This is a genomic window from Noviherbaspirillum aerium (assembly GCF_008929045.1).
Lineage (GTDB): Bacteria > Pseudomonadota > Gammaproteobacteria > Burkholderiales > Burkholderiaceae_D > Noviherbaspirillum > Noviherbaspirillum aerium.
On sequence record NZ_VFAH01000001.1, the window covers coordinates 498,548 to 523,058 of the forward strand.

General features: G+C 62.2%; 22 protein-coding genes. 12 read left to right on the plus strand and 10 right to left on the minus strand.

Features of this window, described 5'->3' with window-relative positions; all coding sequences use genetic code 11:
- The first annotated feature begins 153 nt into the window (after positions 1-153).
- From FH061_RS02235 to FH061_RS30260, 3 genes are all read left to right on the plus strand, one after another.
- The gene (locus FH061_RS02235) at positions 154-540 is read left to right on the plus strand and encodes a DUF4148 domain-containing protein (protein WP_151632510.1); all 387 of its coding nucleotides are present in this window, start codon (positions 154-156) and stop codon (positions 538-540) included.
- 533 nt (positions 541-1,073) lie between these two features.
- On the plus strand, positions 1,074-2,282 hold the full coding sequence (locus FH061_RS02240; protein WP_151632511.1) for an RtcB family protein: 1,209 nt from the start codon (positions 1,074-1,076) through the stop codon (positions 2,280-2,282).
- A gap of 3 nt (positions 2,283-2,285) precedes the next feature.
- Positions 2,286-2,441, plus strand: coding sequence for a hypothetical protein (locus FH061_RS30260; RefSeq protein WP_192804870.1), 156 nt, complete (start codon positions 2,286-2,288; stop codon positions 2,439-2,441).
- A gap of 121 nt (positions 2,442-2,562) precedes the next feature.
- On the opposite strand, the gene FH061_RS02245 is transcribed toward FH061_RS30260, so the two are convergent.
- Positions 2,563-4,128, minus strand: coding sequence for a 4-hydroxyphenylacetate 3-hydroxylase family protein (locus FH061_RS02245; protein ID WP_151632513.1), 1,566 nt, complete (start codon positions 4,126-4,128; stop codon positions 2,563-2,565).
- Positions 4,129-4,277: 149 nt separating this feature from the next.
- Between FH061_RS02245 and FH061_RS02250 the strand changes: the two genes are divergently transcribed.
- Genes FH061_RS02250 through FH061_RS02260 form a run of 3 tightly spaced genes read left to right on the plus strand, consistent with a single transcriptional unit; the run spans position 4,278 to position 6,319 of the window.
- The gene (locus tag FH061_RS02250) at positions 4,278-4,967 is read left to right on the plus strand and encodes a TetR/AcrR family transcriptional regulator (RefSeq protein ID WP_151632515.1); all 690 of its coding nucleotides are present in this window, start codon (positions 4,278-4,280) and stop codon (positions 4,965-4,967) included.
- Positions 4,964-5,503, plus strand: coding sequence for an isochorismatase family protein (locus FH061_RS02255; protein WP_151632517.1), 540 nt, complete (start codon positions 4,964-4,966; stop codon positions 5,501-5,503). The genes FH061_RS02250 and FH061_RS02255 overlap by 4 nt, the downstream gene beginning before the upstream one ends.
- Positions 5,504-5,533: 30 nt before the next feature.
- Positions 5,534-6,319, plus strand: a complete 786-nt coding sequence (locus FH061_RS02260; RefSeq protein ID WP_151632519.1) for a metallophosphoesterase — start codon at positions 5,534-5,536, stop codon at positions 6,317-6,319.
- 63 nt (positions 6,320-6,382) lie between these two features.
- Here the strand turns inward: FH061_RS02260 and FH061_RS02265 are convergent, their stop codons facing one another.
- Both FH061_RS02265 and FH061_RS02270 read right to left on the minus strand, forming a co-directional pair.
- A complete protein-coding gene (locus tag FH061_RS02265) occupies positions 6,383-10,585 on the minus strand; it encodes a DEAD/DEAH box helicase (RefSeq protein ID WP_151632521.1) in 4,203 nt (1,400 codons plus the stop codon).
- Between the two features lie 124 nt (positions 10,586-10,709).
- Positions 10,710-11,438 (minus strand): glutathione S-transferase, encoded by a 729-nt coding sequence (locus FH061_RS02270; protein WP_151632523.1) that lies wholly within the window; start codon positions 11,436-11,438, stop codon positions 10,710-10,712.
- Between the two features lie 189 nt (positions 11,439-11,627).
- On the opposite strand from FH061_RS02270, the gene FH061_RS02275 reads away from it, so the two are divergent.
- A complete protein-coding gene (locus tag FH061_RS02275; protein WP_151632524.1) occupies positions 11,628-12,119 on the plus strand; it encodes a cupin domain-containing protein in 492 nt (163 codons plus the stop codon).
- Between the two features lie 186 nt (positions 12,120-12,305).
- On the plus strand, positions 12,306-13,250 hold the full coding sequence (locus FH061_RS02280) for an alpha/beta hydrolase (RefSeq protein ID WP_225984449.1): 945 nt from the start codon (positions 12,306-12,308) through the stop codon (positions 13,248-13,250).
- A gap of 65 nt (positions 13,251-13,315) precedes the next feature.
- Here FH061_RS02280 and FH061_RS02285 read toward each other — a convergent pair whose 3' ends face one another.
- The gene (locus FH061_RS02285; protein ID WP_151632526.1) at positions 13,316-13,495 is read right to left on the minus strand and encodes a hypothetical protein; all 180 of its coding nucleotides are present in this window, start codon (positions 13,493-13,495) and stop codon (positions 13,316-13,318) included.
- A 90-nt stretch (positions 13,496-13,585) separates the two neighbouring features.
- Here FH061_RS02285 and FH061_RS02290 point away from each other — a divergent pair, with 90 nt between their 5' ends.
- Positions 13,586-14,005, plus strand: a complete 420-nt coding sequence (locus FH061_RS02290; protein WP_151632528.1) for a hypothetical protein — start codon at positions 13,586-13,588, stop codon at positions 14,003-14,005.
- A gap of 174 nt (positions 14,006-14,179) precedes the next feature.
- Here FH061_RS02290 and FH061_RS02295 read toward each other — a convergent pair whose 3' ends face one another.
- Together FH061_RS02295 and FH061_RS02300 are read right to left on the minus strand one after the other, a co-directional pair.
- A complete protein-coding gene (locus FH061_RS02295; RefSeq protein ID WP_151632530.1) occupies positions 14,180-14,734 on the minus strand; it encodes a fasciclin domain-containing protein in 555 nt (184 codons plus the stop codon).
- Between the two features lie 137 nt (positions 14,735-14,871).
- Positions 14,872-16,146, minus strand: coding sequence for an NAD(P)/FAD-dependent oxidoreductase (locus tag FH061_RS02300; RefSeq protein WP_151632532.1), 1,275 nt, complete (start codon positions 16,144-16,146; stop codon positions 14,872-14,874).
- Positions 16,147-16,235: 89 nt separating this feature from the next.
- Here FH061_RS02300 and FH061_RS02305 point away from each other — a divergent pair, with 89 nt between their 5' ends.
- The 3 genes from FH061_RS02305 to FH061_RS02315 all read left to right on the plus strand — a co-directional run bounded on the left by FH061_RS02305 (position 16,236) and on the right by FH061_RS02315 (position 19,073).
- Entirely contained in the window at positions 16,236-16,619 is a 384-nt protein-coding gene (locus FH061_RS02305) for a nucleotide pyrophosphohydrolase (RefSeq protein WP_192804871.1), read from the plus strand.
- Between the two features lie 306 nt (positions 16,620-16,925).
- A complete protein-coding gene (locus tag FH061_RS02310; protein ID WP_151632534.1) occupies positions 16,926-17,735 on the plus strand; it encodes a hypothetical protein in 810 nt (269 codons plus the stop codon).
- 171 nt (positions 17,736-17,906) lie between these two features.
- A complete protein-coding gene (locus FH061_RS02315) occupies positions 17,907-19,073 on the plus strand; it encodes an ABC transporter substrate-binding protein (RefSeq protein ID WP_151632536.1) in 1,167 nt (388 codons plus the stop codon).
- A 40-nt stretch (positions 19,074-19,113) separates the two neighbouring features.
- On the opposite strand, the gene FH061_RS02320 is transcribed toward FH061_RS02315, so the two are convergent.
- The 4 genes from FH061_RS02320 to dnaN all read right to left on the minus strand — a co-directional run bounded on the left by FH061_RS02320 (position 19,114) and on the right by dnaN (position 24,506).
- Positions 19,114-19,533: a hypothetical protein gene (locus tag FH061_RS02320; protein ID WP_151632538.1), complete on the minus strand. Its 420-nt coding sequence runs from the start codon at positions 19,531-19,533 to the stop codon at positions 19,114-19,116.
- A gap of 5 nt (positions 19,534-19,538) precedes the next feature.
- Positions 19,539-20,378, minus strand: coding sequence for a DUF6402 family protein (locus FH061_RS02325; RefSeq protein ID WP_151632540.1), 840 nt, complete (start codon positions 20,376-20,378; stop codon positions 19,539-19,541).
- 277 nt (positions 20,379-20,655) lie between these two features.
- Positions 20,656-23,154, minus strand: a complete 2,499-nt coding sequence (gene gyrB / locus FH061_RS02330) for a DNA topoisomerase (ATP-hydrolyzing) subunit B (protein WP_151632542.1) — start codon at positions 23,152-23,154, stop codon at positions 20,656-20,658.
- A 245-nt stretch (positions 23,155-23,399) separates the two neighbouring features.
- Positions 23,400-24,506, minus strand: coding sequence for a DNA polymerase III subunit beta (gene dnaN / locus FH061_RS02335; RefSeq protein WP_151632543.1), 1,107 nt, complete (start codon positions 24,504-24,506; stop codon positions 23,400-23,402).
- Positions 24,507-24,511 lie beyond the last annotated feature (5 nt).

Here is a 24,511-nt window from a genome sequence, read left to right on the forward strand (position 1 = left end):
CAGAAATGATGCATTGCGGCATTTGCGGTTTTTCTTCTCTCGCGCGACGGATAGACTGTGCTTCATCGATGAGCACACAACGCAGTGCGACTCTCGAAGGACTCGAAAGACATTGAGCCCGGAGTCATCAACCTTATTTAGTGGAGAAACAAAATGAATGCGAAAAAACTGATTGCCGCTGTTGCTGTTTTTGCTGCCGCCAATTCGGCCTTTGCCAGCGAATGGGTGGATTTCAGCGGTTTCAAGTCGACCAAGACCCGCGCCGAAGTCATCGCCGAAATGAACCAGGGCAATGCCAGCCGCCAGCTCGCAGGTAACAGCGAATTCGTTGAATTCAAGAGCGCTCCGGTCGCTTCCGGCAAGACCCGCGCCGAAGTCCGCGCCGAACTCGACAAGGCGTATGCCGATGGCCAGCTTGCCAATAACGGCTCTTCCGAGTTCGTCGAGTTCACCAATGTCGCTTCGAGCAAGACTCGCGACCAGGTGCGCCAGGAAGCCCTCGCCGCCACCAAGGGCCGGACCGCCGCCGCCGGCGAGTAATTCGCCTCCGGCTTGCTGCAGGCATGCGCGCCTGCCGGCTTGAACCGCAGCCGCGCTCCCAGGATTGTTTGATGTAAAGCGTCTCCTCCACTCTCTCCAAGAGTTGGATTTATGCCCGCCGGCGTTCGCGTCCGCGGGCTTTTTTATTTTTCCGGGCGACGGCGATGCCTCAGTTTAGAGCGCATCCTCGATACGGCAAAAACAACGGAACCATCGGGTTCGGGACGGATCTTTTGACATGGCCGGGCTGATTGCTTCACAATCGCGGCTCGCCGATTTTCGCCAACCCTCTTTCAAGAAAGGACCGACCATGCCCGGACAGGCTGATCATTCTCTGCAGACTTAGCCCCGCGCATCGCTCGGGGCCATGGCGATATCGCCGACCCGAGCCGGTCGTTCCACGCAAACCCCGGCCAGGAAACTCGCCGGGGTTTTTGCTTTCCCGCGGACAGGAAAGGTCCGCTGCAAATGCCTGCGGCCCGCCAGCCGAGACAGGCTGTCATTCACGAATACCGAAAGACGACAGGACCATCATGCCCATCAAGCAAACCCTGCACAAAGGCCAGGTGCCGGTGCATATCTATACCGACGATATCGAGCATGAAGCGCTGCAGCAGCTGCTCAATATCGCCCAGTTGCCCATCGTTCATCCGCACGTGGCCGCCATGCCGGACGTGCACGCCGGCATCGGCGCCACCGTCGGCAGCGTCATCCCCACCCGCTCGGCGATCATTCCGGCCGCCGTCGGTGTCGACATCGGCTGCGGCATGAATGCGGTGCGCACCACGCTGAGCGCCAGCCAGCTGCCCGACAGCCTGGCCCGGGTGCGCAGCGCGATCGAGGCCGCGGTGCCGGTGGGTTTCGAGCAGCATGAGTGGAACAAGGTGCGCGGTTCGCAGCATGCCCGCGTCGGCCGTCCGCTCAACGACCGCCTCGACCGCATCGTCGGCAAGCACGGCGGCATCATGAAAATGCAGCAGAAATTCGCCCAGACCTGGATCTGCCAGATCGGCACGCTGGGCGGCGGCAATCACTTCATCGAATTGTGCATCGATGAAGAGGAGCGCGTGTGGGTGATGCTGCATTCCGGTTCGCGCGGCATCGGCAATGTGATCGGCCGCTATTTCATCGCGGCGGCGCGCAAGGACATGGAGCGCCACAAGATGCATCTGCCGGACAAGGACCTGGCTTACTTCAGCGAAGGCTCGACCCTGTTCGACGACTATGTGGAAGCGGTGGACTGGGCGCAGGATTATGCAATGATCAACCGCCGGGAAATGATGCGGCTGGTGATCGGCGCGCTGGAAAAGCACCTGCCGCCGTTCCGGCTCGACGGCGAAGCCATCAATTGCCATCACAACTATGTGTCGCGGGAAACCCATGGCAACGAGCGCCTGTTCATTACGCGCAAGGGTGCGATCTCGGCGCAGGAAGGCGAACTCGGCATCATTCCCGGCAGCATGGGTGCGCGCAGCTATATCGTGCGCGGCAAGGGCAATCCGGATTCGTTCTGCTCCTGCTCGCATGGCGCCGGCCGCAGGATGAGCCGGACCGAAGCCAAGCGGCGCTTCAGCCGGATCGACCTGGAGCAGCAGACCAGCGGCATCGAGTGCCGCAAGGATGGCGGCGTGATCGACGAAATCCCGGCCGCCTACAAGAACATCGACGAAGTGATGGCCCACCAGACCGACCTGGTCGAAGTGGTGCATACGCTGCGTCAGGTGATTTGCGTGAAAGGATAAATCATGAAATTGACCATCAAGACACTCAAGCCGCGCAATCCGCTGGTGCCGGCCGCCAAGCTGCGCCAGGCCGGCGCGCATGGCGCGCATCAGGCGTCGCGCCGGGTGCGGCGCGAAGGCAAGCAGGAGCTGCGCCGCCAGCTTGCGGAACGCGGTTAGAGGCCGTGCCGGGGCATGCGCGCGGCGGAGAACGCCGCCGCCGGCAGGGCCGGGATCATCGAGGCACTTGCGCCGGAGCCTCCGACTTTTGCCTGTGCCCGTCGCCAGTCGAACCGGCAGCTTATTCCGGCGCCGATCCTTTCGACTGCGGCAGGTCCACCATCACCGGCGCGCCCGGCACGGTGCAGCCGGTCGAGCAGCACTTGCCCGGCTGCCTGTTCGCAGTGATCGGCCGGCGCGGGTCGTCGACGATGCCGCGCTCCATCAATCTCTCCACCAGTGCCACCTTGTTGCCGATCGGGTAATTGCGGTAGATCTCCTGCTTCATCGCCGCCGGCGAGCCGCCGCCGTGCAGGCTGATCACCGAATACCAGCCGCCCTGATACGACGCGGTCAGATCCTCGATGAAGCGCGCCGCCTGGATGCGCTTGTCGTAGGGCACGTCGGGATTGGCGCGCAGCACGTCGGCCAGATTGGCGGCGGTTTCGGGATTGTGGTCCTCGTCCGGTCCCGGCAGCGTGACGATCAGGCCGCCCGACACATAGTGCGCGATGCGGTGCATGTCGTAGATCTGCGTGGCCAGCAGCAGCTTGCCGATGTTGGAAAACACCGCATCCGGCACGACGGTGTTGGCCTGGGCATCCTGCGCCGCATAGACCGATGCGGCAACGCCGCAGGCATAGAAGCCTTCGGTGATCTTGATCAGTTCCACCATCTGTTCGCGCAGATGGGTTTCCTTGCCGGGATCGAAGCCGTTGGCCTCGCACATCAAGGCGCCGGCGCCGATGAGCAGGTCGCCGAAACCGGCGCGCGCGCCGATGCAGCTGTGGCGGTGATGGGTCGCATAGTTGTAGGTCATGTAGCCGGAATGCTCCCACTCGCCGGCATAGAACACCTTTTCCCATGGCACGAACACCCGGTCGAAGATCAGCACCGCGGTCGACTGGCCGAACTTGTTGGAAAACAGCGCCGATTTCTCTCCCGGCCGTCCGGCCGGGCGCGCCACCATGGTAAGGCCGGGCGCATCGCAGGGTACCGCGCAGCAGACGGCGAACTCGGCATCTTCCTGCGTCATGCTCCGGCACGGCATGACCAGGAATTCATGCATGTAGGGCGCGCCGGTGACGATCGCCTTGGTGCCGGAAATGACGATGCCGCCGGCATTGCGCTCGACGATGTGCACATAGGAATCCGGATTGGCCTGCTGGTGCGGCCGCCTGCTGCGGTCACCCTTGGCATCGGTCATGGCGATGCCGACCGAGAGGTCGCGCTCCTGCGCGTCATGCAGGTAATTCAGAAAGTTCTGGCCGTACTGCGTGCCCTTGTCGGCATCGATGCGGTGCGTGACCTGGTAGATGGCGTTGAAGGCGTCATGCGCCAGATAGCGCTGCGCGCAGCCGGTTTCCTGGCACAGCAGGCGCACCGCTTCCAGCTTGTTGAGCAAGTCCGCGCTGCTGGTATCGATGTGCAGCATGCGGTTGATCTGCCTGCCGCTGGTGTGCTGGGTGGCCAGCATCAGCGGCGCATAATCTTCCTTGAGCGCATAGTCGTAAGTGACGCCGAGCGCATTGATGCCGGGGGCGAAGGCAGGTTCGTCGGCGACCGATTCGACCCGCCGGCCGTCCAGATAGATGGTCGGCTTGTATTGCCGGAGGGATTCGCGGTACTGGGCAGATGACATCAGCATGTTGGTCTCCTTGTCGTCATGCGGCATCCCGTTCATCGAATAAGCAACAAGAAACGGGAAGTGAGAAACACTTTGCCACTAATATGAACAATGTTCATTTTTGAGTCAAGCCGTTAAATCCCCCTGGGGCGATGTGCTACATTTGCCTGATGAAAAAATCATCATCCCGGACATCGCAGGAGTTGCAGACATCGCAGACATCGCAGGGCTTGCCGCCCGAGCCGGACGAGCCGCGCCTGGTGCGGCTGCGCGCCGTCAAGGACATGAAGCGCCAGATGATCCTGGATGCCGCGCGGCGGGTATTCGAGCGCGACGGATTGCTTGGGGCCAACATGCGCGCGATCGCCGCCGAGGCCGGCTATACCGCCAGCGCGCTGTACAACCACTACGCCAGCAAGGAAGACATTTACGGCGACCTGCTGTCGCAGTCGCTCGACCGGCTTCATGAGGCGGTCCATGCCGGGCGATCCGCCAGGGCGAGTCCCGCCCAGCGCATCGAGCAGCAGGCAATGGCCTTCTATGATTTCTATCTCGACAATCCGCGCGAACTCGATCTCGGCTTCTACCTGTTCCAGGGCATGAAACCGCTGGGGCTGACGCCCGGGCTCAATGAACAATTGAACAAGCGGCTGCGCGCATCGCTCGACGGCATCGAGGAAAACCTGATCGGGATCGGCTACGCCAGGAAGGCCGCGCTGCAGGAAACCACTTCCCTGTTCGGACATTGCGTCGGCTTGCTGCTCCTGACCCACACCGGGCGCATCCGCATGTTCGGGCAGGACGGGCGCGCGCTGTTCGCCGCCTATGTGAAAAAACTCATCCAGCAGGGGAAGACATGAACCGGCTTTGCGATGCGTCGCGCTCGACGCTGATCATCATCGACCTGCAGCAGCGGCTGATGCCGGCCATCCACGAGGGCGATGCGGTAGTGAAGAATGCATTGCGCCTGGCGCAGACGGCGAAGCTGCTCGGCATTCCCGTGATCGGCACCGCGCAGAATCCGGACGGGCTGGGGCCGAACGTGGCCGAAGTCCATGCGCAGTGCGACAGCGTTTTTTCGAAAATGGATTTCGATGCCTGCGCGGAAAAAGGCTTTCTCGATGCCATTGCGGGTGATCGCAACGAGCTGATCGTCGCCGGCTGCGAAGCGCATGTCTGCGTGCTGCAATCGGTGCTCGGCCTGCTCGGGCGGGGCCATCATGTGCGCCTCGTTGCCGACGCCGTGGGCTCGCGCGTACCGTTCAACAGGCAGATCGCGCTGGACCGGGCGAAGACTGCCGGCGCCGAATTGCTGACGACGGAAATGGTCCTGTTCGAATGGATGCGCAGCGCCGCGCATCCACGGTTCAAGGACATGCTGCGGCTGGTGAAATAGACATTCCTTTCTTCGCTACGGATTTCATTCATGAAAGTACAGATCGCTTCCGACCTGCATCTCGACCTGCTGCAGGAACAGTTTCCCGGTTACCGCGCGGTGGAACACACCGATGCCGATGTGCTCGTGATTGCCGGCGACATTCATCACGGCGACGCGGCGATCGCGGCCTTCGCCGACTGGCCGGTGCCGGTGATTTACGTCAATGGCAATCACGAGACTTACCACGAGCATTATCCCGGGCTGATTGCACGGCTGCGCGCGGCTTCTGCCGCCAGCGGCATCCATTATCTGGAGGGCGATGCCTGCGTGATCGGCGGCGTGCGTTTTCTGGGCTGCTGTCTCTGGACCGATTACCGCTTCGGTGAAATGGGACAGGAAGCGGCAATGGCCGAAGCCGAAAAGATCCTGTACGACCACCGCCTGATCCGCACCGATGAAGGCCTGTTCAGTGCCACGGCCGCATTGCGCATGCATGAAGCCTCGCGCGACTGGCTTGCGGAAAAGCTCGACGAAGGCTTCGACGGCCCGACCGTGGTGGTGACTCATCACAGTCCGCATCCCAATTCTGTCCATCCCCGCTTTGCCGGTTCGCCGCTCAATGCCGCTTTCGTCAGCGATCTTTCGCCGCTGATGGGCAAGGCGAAGCTGTGGATACACGGGCATGTGCATGACAGCTTCGATTATGAACTGGCGGGCACCCGGGTGATTGCCAATCCGCGCGGGTATGCGCTGAACCGGCGGGCGGCGACGGAGATCGGGATGGTCGAGTGGGAAAATCCGATGTTCGATGCGCGGCTGGTGGTGGAGGTGTAGGGCAGAGGGAAGGCCTTGGCAGGTTCCCTTACCCTAACCCTTCTTCCGCCCGTGGGATAGGGGCTATGGAGCTGCATCGCCAAGACGTCCCCGCTCCAGCCGCAGCAATTCCAGCATCTCGTCCGGCGACAGTTTCACCGCCGCTTCGCTGCCCTCCAGCAGGCTGTCCGCCAGTTCCCGCTTGCGCTTGTGCAGTTCGACGATGCCTTCTTCCACCGTATGCCGCGCAATCAGGCGATAGATCGTCACCGGCCGCTGCTGGCCGATGCGATGGGCCCGGTCCGACGCCTGGTCTTCCACCGCCGGATTCCACCATGGATCAAGATGGATCACGTAATCGGCGGCGGTCAGGTTGAGCCCGGTGCCGCCCGCCTTCAGGCTGATCAGGAACACATCGCCTTCGCCGCGCTGGAAGGCATCGACCCGGCGCTTGCGCTCGGCCATCGGCGTGCCGCCGTCGAGATACTGGTAGCGGATGCCGCGCTCATCCAGCCACGCGCGCACCAGTGCGAGATGATCGACGAACTGGCTGAACACCAGCGCCTTGTGGCGGTTCTCCAGCAATTCTTCCAGCAGTTCTCCGAACACCGCCAGCTTGCTGCCGGAAAGATGCAGTTCCGGCGCCACCAGGTCCGGATGGCAGCAGGCGCGGCGCAGCTTCATCAGCTCGATGACAATTTGTATCGCCTTCTGCGTGCCGGGCATGTCATCCTTTTCGATGCGCTCCAGCGCACTGCGGCGCAGGGCTTCATAGAGCGCCGTTTCTTCCCGGCTCAGGTCGACATGCCGGACCATCTCCGTGCGCGCCGGCAGTTCGGTCAGCACCTGGGCCTTGGTCCGGCGCAGGATGAAGGGCTGGATCAGGCGGCGCAGCCGCAGGCGCGACTGCACGCTCTTGTGGCGTTCGATCGGCAAGGCGAAGCGCTCGCCGAACTGCTCCGCCGATCCTAGCAGGCCGGGGTTGATGAAGCGGAACAGGCTCCAAAGCTCTCCGAGGTGGTTTTCCACCGGCGTGCCGCTGAGCGCGAGCCGGAAACCGGCCTGCAGCCGGAATGCCGCCTGGCTGCGCTTGGTCTGCGCGTTCTTGATCGCCTGCGCCTCGTCGAGCACGGCCGTGTGCCAGCGCACGCCGGCAAAGCGGTCGGCTTCCTGCTGCAGCAGGCCGTAGCTGGCAACGATCACATCGAAGGCCTGCAAGTCGTCCAGCATCTGCGAGCGCTCGGCGCCGCCGAACATCCGGATTCTGAGCGTGGGCGCAAAGCGCGCCGCTTCATCCAGCCAGTTAAGGCAGACCGAGGTCGGCGCCACCACCAGCGCCGGTCCCTGCGGTGCGCGCGCGAGCAGCAGCGCCAGGGTCTGTATCGTCTTGCCCAGGCCCATGTCGTCGGCCAAGCAGGCGCCGACGCCCCAGAATGCCAGCCGCGACAGCCATTGGAAGCCTTCGAGCTGATAGTCGCGCAGATCGGCGCGCAGGGTGCCGGGAAGCTGCGGCGCATGGGCTTCCACCTCGCGCATGCGCTCCAGGTGATGCTTCCATTGCAGATCCGCGTCGACCGCGCCGCATTCCGCAGCAAAGTCTTCGAGCGCGCCGGCGGCCAGCGGATGGATGCGCACGCTCTCGTCACTATCGTCGGCGTCAACCGCGCCCGCGAGTTCGGCAATGCGGCGGTGGAGTTCTTCGGTCAGGGCGATGAAGCGGTTGCCTTCGAGCGGAACGAAACGGCCCGGTCTCTGCCGCGCACTGAACAGCAGGCTGCGCAGGTCGAGCACCGTCTTGTCGTCGATGCGCAGCTTGCCTTCGGCGGCGAACCAGTCGCGCTCGCTCTTGACCGCCAGATGCATCTGCGACGGCGCGGCTTCGGCCACGATGCGGAAGCGCTCGCCCTGCGGCCAGGACAGCGCGATGTCGCCGCAGGCGCGCAGCTGCATCAGCAGTTCCAGGCAGGTTTCGGGTGAAGCGAGATACCAGTCGCCATGCGCATCGACGGCTTCATTCAGGGCCGGGCAGCATTCCACCAGCGCGGCCGCTGCGGCGCGTTCGGCATCGAGCTCGCGCCGCGCCTGCAAGCGCCTGCCTTCCACTTCGGCAATCACCTGTTCGCCGCCCTTGCCCGGCTGATATGCGGGCCCCTGTTCCCCGAAGGGCTTGACCAGGATCTGCATCTTCAGGCCGTCGCCGTAGGGAATCAGGTGCACATGCAGCCGGTTTTCCGCTGCGACCTGCGCCGCCTCCGCGACGCTGGCATCGAGATCGGAATGCACGGTGACCAGCGTGGACACGGCGCCGACCGCACGCAGCAATTGTTGGCGCGCATGTGCCGGCACCACCAGGTCGTTGTCGATGATGACGGCGATCTGCCGGTGCTCTTCCCTGACCGGATAAATGCGCAGCCGCGCCGGCGTTTCCTTCACGATCGTCACCTGGCGGCGCGAGGCGCTGTCGACCGGCGGCTGCAGGCAGAGGCGCAGCTTGCCGCCGTTCTCGGTCACGAGGAGTTCCGTTTCGCCCTGCAGCAGTTCCACCCGGGTTTCCGGCTGATCCTGCCAGAACACCAGCGGATGGCCGATCAGGGCCTGCACCGCGCGGTCGTTGTCGAGGTCATAACTCGCGCCGCGATAGAACGACGGGCTGACGCCGATGGCGGCGATCACGGCACGGTCCTGCGGCGTCAGGAAATCCGGCTGTTCGGCCTCGTCGCGCAGGCGCTTGAGCGCGATCGGCCGGCCGCGCCCCCAGTGGCCGGCGGCATCGCAATGCTGCTCGCGCGGTTCGATTTCCACCGTGTGGCGCTGCGCATCATGGGCGATCAGCCACACCAGCCTGCCGGGCGCTTCGGTCCTGGGCGCAGCGGCGGTCTTGCGCAATTCCATCAGCGCGTCGAGCTGGCGCTCCCACGGCTCCTTTTGCTCGAACCAGTCGCATACGTCGTCGAGACGATGCAGGCGGCGCAATGCCGCGGCCTCGTCGCCGTAGGCTTCCTCGCCGAGACGGGCGAGCAGGCCCGCCGCCTGGGCGGCCACCCAGAAGAAGCCGTTGTCCTGGGCCCGCCGCTGCAGCGCGATCAATGCCGCCTTGTCCTCGCCGGTCAGCGCCTGGCCGAGCCAATCGGCCACCAGCGCATGGAACAGGCGCGGCAGCATGCGCTGCGCCTGCTGCGCATCGAGCGGCGGCAGCGCCGGCGTCTTCTGCGCGCCGGCCTGCACATCATGCAAGGCTTGCAGCACGTTGAACATGTGCAGGCTGCCGTACTGCGCATTGCGCCGTGCCAGCGGCAGGAAGGCATCGACCAGCTTGCGGTGCCGCACATCCCCCGAGCGCAGCATCGCCAGCACGAACAGGTAGGCCGAGGGGCCGTCGAGCATCACGTTGCGCTTGCCGGTTTCCTTGCGCAGCGACTTGAGCGCGCCTTCGAAGGCGGCCAGCGCTTCCGGCTGATCGCCGCGCAGCGAAAGGATCGCTGCGCGCGGGAAGTCGGCCCTGGCGGAGCCGCAGCCATCGAGCAGCGCGGCGGCTTCGTCGAGCTCGCCGCAGAGCAGCAATTGCTCCGCGAAGGCGAGCTTGAGATTGGCGGCCGGCGCGGACTCCTTGCAGTCCGCAGAGATCTCGCTCAGCCGTTGCCGCGTCCAGTCGCGCAGCGGCGCGAAGGATTCGGGTTCATCCTGCGCATGCGCCAGCAGGCAGGCCATCGCCTCGTCCTGCACCGCAGGATGCAGGTGCCTGAACAGTGTTGCATCGAACGGCTGCTCGAACAGCAAGGCATAGGGATGCAGTTGCCGGTATTCCGGGAAGCGGGCGCAGGTTTCCAGCCAGGGTGCCACTTTTTCCGGCGGCAGGCCCTGCAGCAGCGCCATGCGCAGGCGCGCCAGCGCCTGCCGGTAACTGCGCAGGAAAACATAGCCGTCATAGGTGCGTCCGACCGGCGTCGCGCTCTCGACCGCGCGGCACAGGGCGCCGAATGAAGAGCTGCCGAGTGCCGCATGGAGCGCGGCGGGCAGCAGCGCATCGCGGCAGACGTAACCGTTGCCGGGCGCATCCTGCAGCAGCGACTTGCGCTTCATGGCCTCGATCATCGCGGCCAGCGTATCGGCGGTATAAGGCTGTCCCTCGTCATCGAGCATGCCGAGCATGCGCAGGCATTCGAGCAGCCGCACCTTGCCGAGCGGTTCGCCATGCAGCGCCAGCAGCGAGACCAGGGTGCGCTCGGACGGCGTACAGTCCGCGAACTGGTCGGGAGCAGCATGATCGATCACCGGGTCAGGCAGCATGGATGAGACGGGGAAGTGAATAAAACGGCATGACAGTGACTGAAGGCGATACGCGCCGGAGATGGCAACCGGAGCATTTTACCGCCTGCGGCTTGCAGCGGCCGTACCGGCGGCGTATTGGGAGCTACTGGTCCAGTTCCTTGTAGGCGCGGAAGATGCCGTCGTTGTTGAAGGCCTGGCGCCGCTTGGAGGTCACATAAGCCTTGATGCGCTTGCGGGAAGCAATGCGGTCATGCAGCGCCACCAGCAGGGGAATGTCCCGCTCCAGCCGTTTCATGTTGCGCGGGAATGCATAGCGCAAGCCTTCGATCATCTGGAACATCGACAGATCGGCATACGTCATCGCTTCCCCGGCCAGCCAGTCGGTGCCGGCGGGGTTGCGCCCGATTACCGATTCGAAATAACCAAGGAACTTGGGCAATCTCATCCGGGTGAAATCCTGCGCGCGGCGCAGCGCTTCCGGCTTCTGGTCCTCGTAGTACAGGCCGCTGCCGATGGGGTGATGCGTATCATGCACTTCGGTCAGCATGTCGGCGATGGTGAGTTGCAATTGATGCACCCACAGCCGGCCCGCCTCGTCCTCCGGCGCCAGTCCGAGCCGGGGCCCGAGGAAGAGGAGGATATTGGACGTCTGCGCAATGATCTGCGGACCGGCTTTCAGGAAGGGCGGCGCGAACGGCAGCTGTGCGAGTTCCGGGCTTTCCATCAGCTGCATCATTGCCGCCATGCCCATGCCGCTGCTTTCGGCGCGGCGGCAGACATCGACATAATCGGCGCCCGCCTCTTCCAGCGCCAGGCGGATGAATTCGCCGCGCCCCTGAATGCCGGGCCAGTAATACAGTTCGTATTGCATGCGTTGAACTCCTGTTTCCATTGCGGCAATGCAAATGACTTTTGCCTGCTTGCTATGGGCGATCCATTGTATTGAATCACCCCGCTCCAATGCTGGGATAGCACAAAGGCACGGGGAAAAGCGGGCAGTGAAAGCAGGCTTGCAAGCCCCGTCGTATCATGTTTGAACAATCAGGTCATGGAGACGGACATGAGCGACAACGTGAATGCATCGGCAAGCCAGCCGGACTGGCGCGACAACGGCGTGCGCGTGGTGCCAGGCAACAGCCTCGATACCAATACACCGCAGACGCCGGGCATGAACCGCGCTGCAGCCATCAACTACGCGCGCGTCGGCGCGCAGAAATTGTGGGCCGGCACGGTCACCATTCATCCGAATGCGAAAACCGGAGCTCATCATCACGGCGCGCTGGAGAGCGTGATCTACGTGGTGCGCGGCCGGGCGCGCATGCGCTGGGGCAACGAGCTGGAATTCACCGCCGAAGCCGGCCCTGGCGATTTTATCTATGTGCCGCCTTACGTGCCGCATCAGGAAATCAACGCCAGCGAAAGCGAGGCGCTGGAATGCGTGCTGGTGCGCAGCGACAATGAAGCGGTGGTCATCAATCTCGACATTGCCGCCGTCGAAAAGCCGCAGGAAGTGCACTGGGTCGATCCCATTCACAAGCATCCGCATGCATGACGGCTGTGCAGCTGTGCGACTGGCAAGCGGGCAGGGTGGTTTGCAGTGTCTGGCCAATCTTCCCTTTTGCCAGAACGATTTGCCCCCAGATAAGTCTCATCCTGTCCAGGTGTTTCCGGAGCGCATGACAATGTTCATGGCTTTCCCGCCTGTTCCATTGACCGATTTTGCTGAACGCTTGCGCCTATGGCTTTCCAGTTTGCCTCCTCACGCCTCATCCGATTCATCCGCCGCCGAGGGGTATCGCTCGCCGCGGCTTCCAGCCTGATCGCCGTCATGGCCGCCGCCGGTTGCGGCCAGCTCGCCCACAAGGAGCGCGAGCTGACTTTCCGGGTCGAGCCTGGTACCGCGAGCTGGTACAGCGGTCTGCCAGACGGCGTGGTGGAATCCAATCTCCAGGTGCAGGCCGACGGCAAGACCCAGAACCTGCATACCTGGTGGTGGCCGGCGGACAAGCCAGATGCGCCCGCGGTGCTTTACCTGCACGGCGCGCGCTGGAACCTCACCGGGCAACTCTTCCGCATCCAGCAACTGCATGACTTCGGATTCTCGGTGCTGGCGGTGGACTACCGCGGCTTCGGCAAGAGCGACGGGGATCTGCCGTCGGAGCGTACCGTATATGAAGATGCGCAGATTGCGTGGCGGCACCTGGCCAGCCTGCAGCCAGACCCGGAACGCCGATTCATTTACGGACATTCGCTGGGCGGCGCGGTGGCCATCGACCTGGCCGCGCATCTGAACGGCAAGGCCTCCCGCCACACCGGTGCCGGCGCTGGCATATCGAATCAGCCTGCCGCCAAGGGCCTGATCGTGGAATCCTCGTTCACCTCGCTGGCCGACATCGCCCGCTCGCTCACTTACCCATGGCTGCCGTTGCAGCTGCTGCTGTCGCAGAAGTTCGACTCGGTCGGCAAAATCGCCAGCGTCGACATGCCGGTGCTCATCGTGCACGGCTCCGACGACCGCTATGTGCCGTCGCGCTTCAGCGAAAAACTGTATGAAGCGGCCGGCGGCAAGAAGAAACTGATCCTGGTGGACGGCGGCACGCACAACAACAGCATGCGGCTGGGCGCCACCGAGTATCGTCAGGCGTTCAAGGAGTTGTTCGGGCTGGCGCCGGATCCGGCGTGACTGCAGTGCGCTTCAGACAAGCGATGTAGCACTTTTTTGAAACAATCATGTTGTTTATATTGCAATCATCCTGATAAGCTCTGACTGGTATCCCATTCGATACCTGAGCTTTCAAGAAAGGATGAATGCATGACTGTTTCGATTGACGAAAAGGGCTGTTTGAGTGCCCAGGAATCCGCCACGGGCTGCACCCTGCCATGGAACATGGGGTTCTCGGCTCCATTAAAGGCATGATTGGTCATCATGCATGCGCCCGAAAGTGAAGTCTTCCGGCATCCCGAAGTGTCCCGCAAAAACCCTACCGGAGCCGCGACCGCAACATGGTAGCAACACGAATGATCGCACTTTCGTCGTTGCTGGCCATCCTGGGCTTCCACAGCTCCACACGGGCACAAGACTCGACGTACTATGAAGCGCCTGCTTTCAAGGTGCCAGCGGTTGCCAAGGTAAAGGTCGACAAGCCTTCGGAGAAAAGCGATGTCAATCCCCATGAAGACTGCTCGGCCTTCGTGATCACGCCAAGCCTGGCGCAGGAGTTTTTTCGTCATGCACGGACCGTATCCGAACATCGTCGCATGCACGAACTCGACTGGTCGGCATGTCATGCGGAAGGGCGGCTGAATTTCGTTGATGGACAGAGCGGTTCATGGATGATCGCACGTTATGGCGTCGGCGCTTTGACGCTTTCCAACGGCCGCCTCAAGGGCAAGACGATGTTTCTTCATTGCGCGAAATGCGAGGAATGGAATCGCTGACGCAGGCATGGCTGCGAGTGACGGCTCATCGCTTATTACTCGCATGTTCGCCGCAGCACGCGGCCGGCCTTGTTGGCAGCCGGCCGCGTGCCAGTCTGCCGCCGCATGCCGCGGGCATGCATATCGGAATCATGCCCGCCCCGGCAGGAGCAGGACATGAAGTCCGGCACCTACTTACTTCGGCATCAGCACCGTATCGATCACATTGATCACGCCGTTCGACTGGTACACGTCATAGGTGCTGATATTGGCGGCACCGCCCTTTTCATCCATCACCTGAATGTTGTGCATGCCGTTCATCACGAACGTGAGCTTGCCGCCGCCGGCTGTCGCCAGGGTGGCCTTGCCGTTCTGCTTCTTGATCTCGCCCTGCAAGGCATTGAAGTCATACTTGCCCGGCACGACGTGATACGTCAGCACCTTGGTCAGGGTTTCCTTGTTCTCGGGCTTGACCAGCGTATCGACGGTGCCGGCAGGCAGCTTGCCGAACGCGGCATTGGTCGGCGCGAAGACCGTGAACGGCCCCTTGCCCTTGAGCGTGTCCACCAGGCCGGCCGCCTTGACGGCGGTGACCAGCGTGGTGTGATCGGCGGAATTGACGGCGTTGTCGACGATGTCCTTGGTCGGGAACATGCTCTGTCCGCCTACCATCACGGTATTTTCCGCGATGGCGAAAGGTGCGGCGGCGAGAGCTGCGGTAACGACGAAAGCTTGGGCGATTTTGCGCATGAGGTGTTCTCCTTCGGTATCGAGTGTTGTTAGAGACTGCGAAGGGATATACGCCAACACCGCGCAAGCGGATTCAAGAATTTTCAGCGGGGTTTAGCCGGTGTACCAGGGCTCGGCGGTCTTCGCCGGCCCGGCATTCAGAATCGTGCAATGCTGAAAGGCGCAAAGCGGGCCATGTCGAATTGTCCGCGCATGCCTTGCGCAATCCAGCGCGCGGTATTGATCGATCCGGTCACGCCGAGATGGCCGTGTCCGAATGCGCACCACAGTCCCGGATGGCCCGGCACCGGGCCGAGGACCGGAAGCGAGTCCGGCAGGCAGGGACGATGTCCCATCCATGCCGATGCCGCATCAAGCCGCAGTCCGGGAAGGCCTTCCCGGCCCGCCGCGCCGAGCAGTTCGGAGCGGCGCTCGCTCGGCGGCATCGACAGACCGCCGAATTCGACTGTGCCGGAAATCCGCAGGCCGGTTTCCATCGGCACCATGAATACCTTGCGGTCGGCAAGTACGAGCGGCCTCGAGATGGACACGCCGGGGTCCGTCACATGCAGGTGATAGCCGCGCTGGCTCTCCAGCGGCACGCGCAGGCCGAGCGTGCGCAGCAGATCGGCGGACCAGATGCCGGCGGCAATGACGAGCTGCTCCGCCTGGAGACTGGACTGCGCGCCTTCCACCTGCCATGTGCCGCCCGGGCTGGACGAAGGCATCCGCCGCACGCGCCGCACGCTGTCGCGGATGAATTGCACACCCTGCCGGCGTACCGCATGCGCAATTGCGCCCGCGTAGAGGAAGGGCTCCGTTACGGCGCCCTGCTCCGGCATGAACACGCCTGCGCGGTAGACATCGCTGACGGCGGGTTCCAGTGCGCGGACGCCCCTGGCATCCAGTTGTTCGATGCGCACGCCATGCCTTTCGCGCAGGCGCCAGCTTCCCGCATCCTTGGCGAGTGCCGCCGTATCGCGATACAGGTGAAGCTGGCCGGTCTGCACCACCCGCTTGGGACAACCGATCTCGCGCGCGAGTGCCTGGTGATGTTCCAGTGCGCCGGCAAACAGATCCTGCAACGCGCTCGCTATCTGCTCGACACGCTGCGGCGTGGCGGATGCGACAAAGCGCCGCAGCCAGGGTGCCGCGCGCAGCCAGTAATGCCAGGGTACGTGCAGCGGACTGTCGACATCGAACAGCATGCCGGCCGCACTCTTCATGATGCCCGGCATGGCCAGCGGCGCCACGGAACCGGCGGAGATGGCGCCGGCATTCCCGAATGAACATTGGGATCCGGGTTCCTCCGGGTCGATGATGCTGACCTGATAACCGGCCTTGCGCAATTCATGCGCAACACACAAGCCGACAATGCCGGCGCCGATGACGACGACCGAAGACGCCGATGATGCTTGCCTTGTTTTCTCCATCCGGCAATGCTAACCCGTTGCGGCCGCTGATGCTGGCAGCAGCCGCAAAAGCGGTGCACACTGACGCGAACTCAACGAAGGGAAACGATATGGCCGACCTGGAGGCAATCCGAACGATGCTCATCCGCTTTCGCGACGAGCGCAACTGGAAACAGTTTCACAACCTGAAGAACCTGATCATCTCGCTCAATCTCGAAGCGGCGGAACTGCTGGAACTGACCCAGTGGAAATCCGATGAGGAATTGCTGCGCCTTTCCTCGACGGATGCCAGCTTCCGCGAGCAGCTTGCCGACGAGTGCGCGGATGTCCTGCTGTATCTCCTGCTGGTGGCGGGGGAAGGCGGCATCGACTTGCTGAAGGCGGCGGAAGACAAAATACGAAAGAATGCGGAGAAATACCCGGTGGATCAATCGTATGGGTCTGCTGCGAAATACACCGAGCTCAAGCAGCGAAGCAGGAAAGGCAGGTCCTGACTGGCGCGGTATTGGAACGATATTGCCATCACGTTGCCTTCATTGCCGTGGCGCCGCTGCGATGGAAGACACCGCGCGAGCCGTCGCAATCAGGCGGGTAAGTGGCTGATCAAACGTATTTATCTTCATCGATTCGGGCCTGTCGCGCAAGCCGGGAATGCAACATGCATGTCAATGTGGCATTAGAGGAACAGCGCACTTAATGAAAATCAAAGCCGGCGCAGTTCGCCGAAGACGCCTCGAATAGTCGATTAATCTCGACTAACCCCAAACGGGGATTCATCACAATTCGCTTCGAGGTGTTACATGAAATCAGGGATTCAAGGCTTTATCGGTGCATGCATCTGCGTTCTTCTGGCTGGCTGCGGAGGCAGCGAGCCCACCGCTTCATCAGGTTCTTCTGCAAGCCTGCCATCTACTGTCGCCGTGAGCGGCAACGACACTGCAACGTCGCCATCCGCGGCTGAAAGCCGTACCGCATCGACTACGTTCGCCGCCATGCTGCTTGAGGCGCCGGCCGACGGCGGCGCGCCCAAGGGCACCGTTCGCCTGCAGGTGCGCGGCAGCGGGCTGGAAAATGTCGAACTTCTTCCGACCGGCAGCTACCTGCCCAGGCTCGGCGTATTCACCATCTCCGCCGACAAGACACTGGCATGGCTGGATTTCGACACGACCTCCCTGCCCAACGGCGAACTGCTCGCCCGCATCGTGGCCTTCAGCGCGCCGGCAGGCCAGGGCGGCATGGCGGTCGAGGTGATGCCGACGCGTCGCTGGTACCTGTTCAATGATCCGCAGCCCGCCCTCAAAGGCGCCATCCCTGCCGCCTTCTACATGCCGCAGGTATTGCTCACGATGGCGGATCTCCCGTATGTCAATCCGCAGCCCCTGCGCGACATGATGGCCCTTGGCGATGGCGCGTATCAGCAAATGCTGAACAGCGACGGCGCACGCGTGCGGCAGACGCTGCGCACCTATCTTCCCGCGCATGTCGTCCTGATTCCTGCACCGAGGGGATTCATGGGGCCGTGGGACTCCTGCCTGCAGTCGCTGGGCGCTCCCGCCTGCCGCAGTGCCATGAGCTCGATGATTTCACTCATGGACAACAAGCCGCATTGAACATAGCAAGCCCTCTCTACCCACGGACTCCTTCCCGGATTCCTTCCAAGTATGGCAACAGCATGAGAAGTCGGGCCGTGCGTGAAACGCGGCCCGCAGTCGTCAAGTCTCTCTTCGGACGAACAAAGGCATGGGCTTTATAATCTTCACTTTCTTAGCGAAGGAAAGTCCATGCCCTCTCCCATGCGCCGCCTGTCCGCTCTCTTGTCCCTCAGCCTTGCGATGGCGGCAGCACCGTCCTTCGCGCAGATCAAGATCGGCATCACCATCTCCTCGACCGGCCCTGCCGCCGCCATCGGCATTCCGACCAAGAATGCGATGCTGCTCTGGCCCAAGGAAATTGCCGGTCAGAAGGCCGAGTACATCATCCTCGACGATGCATCCGACGTGACCAATGCCACGCGCAACATGCGCCGCCTCACCGCCGAAGAGAAGGTGGACGCGGTGGTAGGGCCGGTCACCACGCCGAATGCCTTGGCAATGCTGGACATTGCCGCGGAAACGGAAACGCCGATGATCGCACTGGCGGCATCTTCCGCCATTGTCGAGCCGATGGATGCGAAGCGCTTCTGGGCATTCAAGATGCCGCAGAACGACTCCCACATGGCCACCATCATCACGCAGCACATGTCCGACAACGGCGTGAAGACGGTCGGCTTCATCGGCTTCGCCGACGCCTACGGCGAAGGATGGTGGCGCGAGTTTTCCAAGGTGGCGGAGATCCGCAAGCTCAAGATCGTCGGCAGCGAGCGCTATGCGCGCACCGACACCAGCGTCACCGGGCAGGTTCTCAAGCTGATATCTGCGCAGCCGGATGCGATCCTGGTCGCAGGTTCGGCAACGCCAGCGGTACTGCCGCAGAAGACGCTGGTCGAACGCGGCTACAAGGGACGCATCTACCAGACGCACGGCATCGGCACGCTGGACTTCCTGCGTGTCGGCGGCAAGGATGTCGAAGGCACTTTCTTCCCTTCCGGCCCCGGCGTGGTAGCAAAGACCCTGCCCAATTCCAATTCCATCAAGAAGACCGGAATGGATTTCCTGCGCCGCTATGAAGCCGCCTACGGCCCCGATACGATGACGCAATTCTCGGCCGATGCCTGGGGTGCTTACCTGCTGCTCGAAAACGCGATGCCGCAGGCGCTCAAGAGCGCCAAGCCCGGCACGAAGGAATTCCGTGCCGCGCTGCGCACGGCAATCGAGAATACGAAGAACCTGATGGTGCCGCAAGGCGTGATCAACATGAGCCCGAAGGATCATGTCGGCCTGGATCAGCGTTCGCGCGTGATGGGAAGGATTGTCGGCAACAAGTTCACGTACGCCTACGGCGGCGAATAGAACCATTCAGCCCGACACCAAAAGGCCCGGTGGTTGCGATTCACCGGGCCTTGTTTTTTCGGAGCCGGTTGCTGATCCATGGCGCCAGGCAAGCCGCGAGCAGCAGCATGCCGTTTGCCGCCAGCAGCCAGTAAAGCTCCATTTGCGTAGGCGACAGCGCAGGCGCCGCATGGGCATCATCATGGTTGGACGGATAGGTTGCCAGGAAATAGAGTATCGATGCGATGCATGCGGCCAGGGTAATGCTCAGCATCTGGCGCGCGGCAAACACCCGAAACAACGCGCTGACGCAGAGAATGGCAATCCCGCCATAGGCAACGCCAAGCAGCAGCCGATCGAACGCGCCGGCGGACCAATGAAAACTGATCGTATCCTTGACCTCGACATATCCGGCGAAGGCAATGGCGCTCAGTAGCGAGACAAGCAATAAGCAGGAAGTGCTCAGTGTACGGAAGACCATGGCGCTCAAATCCTCATGATCAAGGGTTTTGCGAGCGACTTGGTCAGGATGTCGGAGAAGACGACAAAGTCTCCGCCGCGCGCATGTTGCCTTCGCCATTCCCGGAAGCTGCGGTTCTCGACGAACACCTTGCCGGTGCTGTACAGGGTTGATGCGCCTTCGCGCCCCCAGTGGCCAAGAGGCTCGTCATCCGCCGTAAAGTCATAGTTATCGCGCACGTAAAAGTGAAGCGCATGGACTTCGACCTGGTGGGAACAGCCATCGCCCCGTTTCGGCAAGGGTTGCACAAAGCCGCTCACAGCCATATGCAGGGTGAAACTGCCGAGCGCGCAGTCGAGTGCATCGGTGCTGTTGCTGAAACCGACGCTGATCATGTTCAGGTGAGCGGTCTCGTGAAGAGCAACGACATCGTTCGTGTTGCCAATTGCGCGGCGGGCCCCGGTCAGCAATCCTGAACGCATGAGCACCCTTTTCAGTTCCCGTTCTGCGGCTGGCGTCTGCGTGCGCTGCAACTCCAGCAGCGACATGGCCTGCGCTGCGCGGGCAAACCCGGCCAGCCATGACATCTTCAGAATGGCGGTATCGATATTTTTCCTCGAGACTGCGCGAAAGTCGACCGTACCTGACTTCCATGAAGGCGGCAGTACAAAGGGAGGGCTGTTGAACCAGCGTTTCATCAATGCAGCCCCGACAGCGGCATTCATCCGGGACATGACGTCCGGGATCTCGACCAGCTGAAAGTCCTTGAAACATGCTTCGTTGGATTGCGCCAGGGTGGCGGCTTCGGTAGAGACGACGCGCATGACGTTCGCATAGGTGCCGCGCAATGCTTCACTGATCGACATTGCCATCCTTTCAACAAAAGAGGGTTGAGGATAACAATGAAGTTGATACTGTTGCAACTTGACCTGTCTATCTGGTGTTGGGCATTTGCCGAATCCGAGGCTGAATCGCCAGGTAGTACTCTGCATCAGCCATATCGATTGATGTCAGTCCACCCATCCACCCGCATCAATGACAAAGGGCCAATCGACAACCGACTGGCCCTTCCTTTTTTCGCTCATCGCAAGGTGGACTCGCTGCTCCGCTCAGGCAAGCTTTGCGACAGTCCGCAATCTCGCATCAAACGTCGATATTGCCCGCCTGCAGCGCATTGAGCTCGATGAAAGCCCTGCGCGGCTCGACGTCGTCGCCCATCAGTGTGGTGAAGATCTGGTCGGCTGCGATCGCATCCTCGATCTGCACTTTCAGCAGGCGGCGTACGGTCGGATCCATCGTGGTTTCCCACAGCTGCTCGGGGTTCATCTCGCCCAGTCCCTTGTAGCGCTGCTTGGACACGCCGCGTTCGGCTTCGTCGCGCAGCCAGGACATCGCTTCGTGGAAGTCGCGGATCGCGAATTCCTTGGCCTTGTCGCCCTGGCCGCGGCGCACGATCGCGCCCGGGCCGATCAGGCCCTTGAAGGTGGCGGCGGCGCTGGACAATACCTGGTAGTCGGGGCCATGGACGAAATCGGCATCGATGGTGCTGATCTTCAGGTTGCCGAAGTGGCGGCGCTGGATGCGCAGCATGTGCTTGTCGGACAATTCGTCGGATTTTACGAGCACTTCGACGTCCGGATCGTTGATGGCCCGGGTCAGCGCCTGTGCCGAGTCTTCCGCATTGGCCACGGTGTCGAGATTGAGCGTCACGCCGGTCATGATGGCCGACAGCGCCGCATCGTCGACCGCGCGCGACAGGCGCATGATGATGGCATTGGCGGTGTTGTACTGGCGGACCAGCTCCGACAGCGAGTCGCCGATGATCGGCTGGCCGTTTTCCGTCGGGATGAGCGCGGCATCGTTGAGCGCAATCTGCATCATGTACTGCGCTTCCTCGACATCATCCTTGAGGTAGCGCTCGTCGCGGCCATGCTTGACCTTGTAGAGCGGCGGCTGGGCGATGTAGACATGGCCGCGCTCGACCAGCTGCGGCATCTGGCGATACAGCAGCGTCAGCAGCAGGGTGCGGATGTGGGCGCCGTCGACGTCCGCATCGGTCATGATGATAATGCGGTGGTAGCGCAGCTTCTCGACATTGAATTCATCCGGTCCGATGCTGGTGCCGAGCGTGGCGATCAGGGTCGTGATCTGCTCCGAGGACAGCATCTTCTCAAAGCGGGCCTTCTCGACGTTGAGCACCTTGCCGCGCAGCGGCAGGATGGCCTGGAACTTCCGGTCGCGGCCCTGCTTGGCGGAACCGCCCGCGGAGTCGCCCTCGACGATGTAGAGTTCGCACAGCGCCGGATCCTTTTCCTGGCAGTCGGCCAGCTTGGCGGACAGGCCGAGGCCGTCCATCACGCCCTTGCGGCGGGTCAGCTCGCGCGCCTTGCGGGCGGCTTCGCGGGCGCGCGCGGCTTCGACGATCTTGCCGCAGATGATCTTGGCATCGTTCGGCTTTTCCATCAGGTAGTCGGTGAGCGTCTTGGCGACGATTTCCTCGACCGGGCCGCGCACTTCGGACGACACCAGCTTGTCCTTGGTCTGCGAGCTGAACTTCGGCTCGGGCACTTTCACCGACAGCACGCAGGTCAGGCCTTCGCGCATGTCATCGCCGGCGATTTCCACCTTGGCTTTCTTGGCGAAGTCGTTTTCCTCGATGTATTTGTTGATGACGCGCGTCATCGCCGCGCGCAGGCCGGTGAGGTGGGTGCCGCCGTCGCGCTGGGGAATGTTGTTGGTGAAGCAGAGCACCTGCTCGTTGAAGGCGTCGTTCCACTGCATGGAGACATCGACGCTGATCAGCGTGCCCTGCTCGGACATCTTTTCGCCGGTGGCCTGGAAGACGGTCGGATGCAGCACCGTCTTGGCCTTGTTGATGTATTCGACGAAACCGCGGGTGCCGCCTTCAAATGCGAAATCCTCTTCCTTGCCGGTGCGCTGGTCGGTCAGCTTGATGTGCACGCCGTTGTTGAGGAAGGACAGTTCGCGGATGCGCTTGGCGAGGATGTCATAGTGGAATTCGACGTGGGTGAAGATTTCCTCGTCGGCCCAGAAATGCACCTCGGTGCCGCGCTTGTCGGTTTCGCCGATGACCTTGATCGGCGAGGTAACGACGCCGTCTACGGTTTCCATTTCGCGGTTCTGGACGACACCCTTGGAAAACTCCATGGTATGCACCTTGCCGTCGCGGCGGATGGTCAGCTTGAGCAGCTTGGACAGGGCGTTCACGCAGGAGACGCCCACGCCATGCAGGCCGCCCGAGACCTTGTAGGAATTCTGGTCGAACTTGCCGCCGGCATGCAGCTCGGTCATCACGATTTCGGCGGCGCTGCGCTTGGGATCGTGCTTGTCGTCCCACTTGATGCCGGTAGGAATGCCGCGGCCGTTGTCGGTGATCGAGATGGAATTATCGGAGTGGATGGTGACATGGATCTCGCTGCAGTAGCCTGCCAGCGCTTCGTCGATCGAGTTGTCGAGCACTTCGAACACCAGGTGATGCAGGCCGGTGCCGTCAGACGTGTCACCGATATACATGCCGGGGCGCTTGCGTACCGCTTCCAGGCCTTCCAGGATCTGGATGGAGGAGGCGCCGTACTGGCTTTGTTGCGGTTGCGGGATGGTTTCTTGTGGAATCGCGGACATGGCTGCTTTCTGATGAAACGAATGACGGCTAAAAGAACGATCCGGCTGCCGGTTCCGCCTCTTGCGGAGGCGGGCGCGGGAAGAATTGTCCGCGCAGATCACTGAATCTGCGCCAAACCTGCTTCCTCGCGGCGTTTTCCGATGCGGGAGACCGCTCGGCAGCCGGAAATTAATATTTCTTAAATGCGGCAAAGGGGCTCGCTTGACTGCAGCGGCCCCCTTTGCTTGCTTCCTTGTTCAATGAATCAAATACGCATCGGCATCACGACATACTTGAAGTCGCCGTTCTCCGGCACGGTGATCAGTGCCGACGAGTTGGCGTCTCCGAGCGCAATGTTGATGTTGTCGCTTTTGAGGTTGTTCAGTACGTCGAGCAAATAGGTCACGTTGAAACCGATATCGATGCTGTCGCCGCCGTAATCGATTTCGAGCTCCTCGACCGCTTCTTCCTGATCGGCGTTGGTCGAGCTGATCTTCAGGCTGCCCGGGCTGATGATGCAGCGCACCCCCTTGAACTTGTCGCTGGTCATGATGGCCGCGCGCTGCAGGGAATGCAGCAGCGTCTGGCGGTCGATCGTGAAGTTGTTCTTGTAACCCTTGGGGATCACGCGGGTATAGTCGGGAAACTTGCCTTCGACGAGCTTGGAAATCAGTTCGATGTCGGCAAAGCTCAGCTTGACCTGGTTGTTGGCGATCTCGAGGTCGACCGTCTGGTCGCTGTCTTCGAGCAGGCGCTGCAGTTCCAGGATGGTCTTGCGCGGAATGATGACTTCCTGGCGCTCGAAATCCTGGTCGGTCTCGACCTGGCAGAACGCAAGACGGTGGCCGTCGGTGGCGACCGCGATCACGTTCTTGCCGTCGACGACCAGCAGCAGGCCGTTCAGGTAATAGCGGATGTCCTGCTGGGCCATCGAGAAATGGACCATGTTGAACAGATGCTTGAGCGTCTTTTGCGGCAGGGTGACCTTGGCATTGAAGTGCTCCGCCTGGGCGACCGTCGGAAACTCTTCCGCGGCCAGCGTCTGCAGGGCGAAGCGCGACTTGCCGGACTGGACCGTCATGCGCTTGTTGGCCAGCGACAGCGTCACGTCGCCGGAATCCGGCAGCGCGCGCAGGATATCGAGCAGCTTGCGTGCCGCCACCGTGGTGGCCGCCACTTCGGCGCCGGCGCCTACGTCGGCATGCGTGGTGATCTGCACTTCGATGTCGGTCGACAGAAAAGACACCTTTTCGCCGTCCTTACGAATGAGGATATTGGCCAGAATCGGCAGCGTGTGCCGACGCTCGACAATACCACTCACAATCTGCAGCGGCCGGAGAAGCGTGTCGCGTTGGGTTTTCACCAATTGCATGCTTT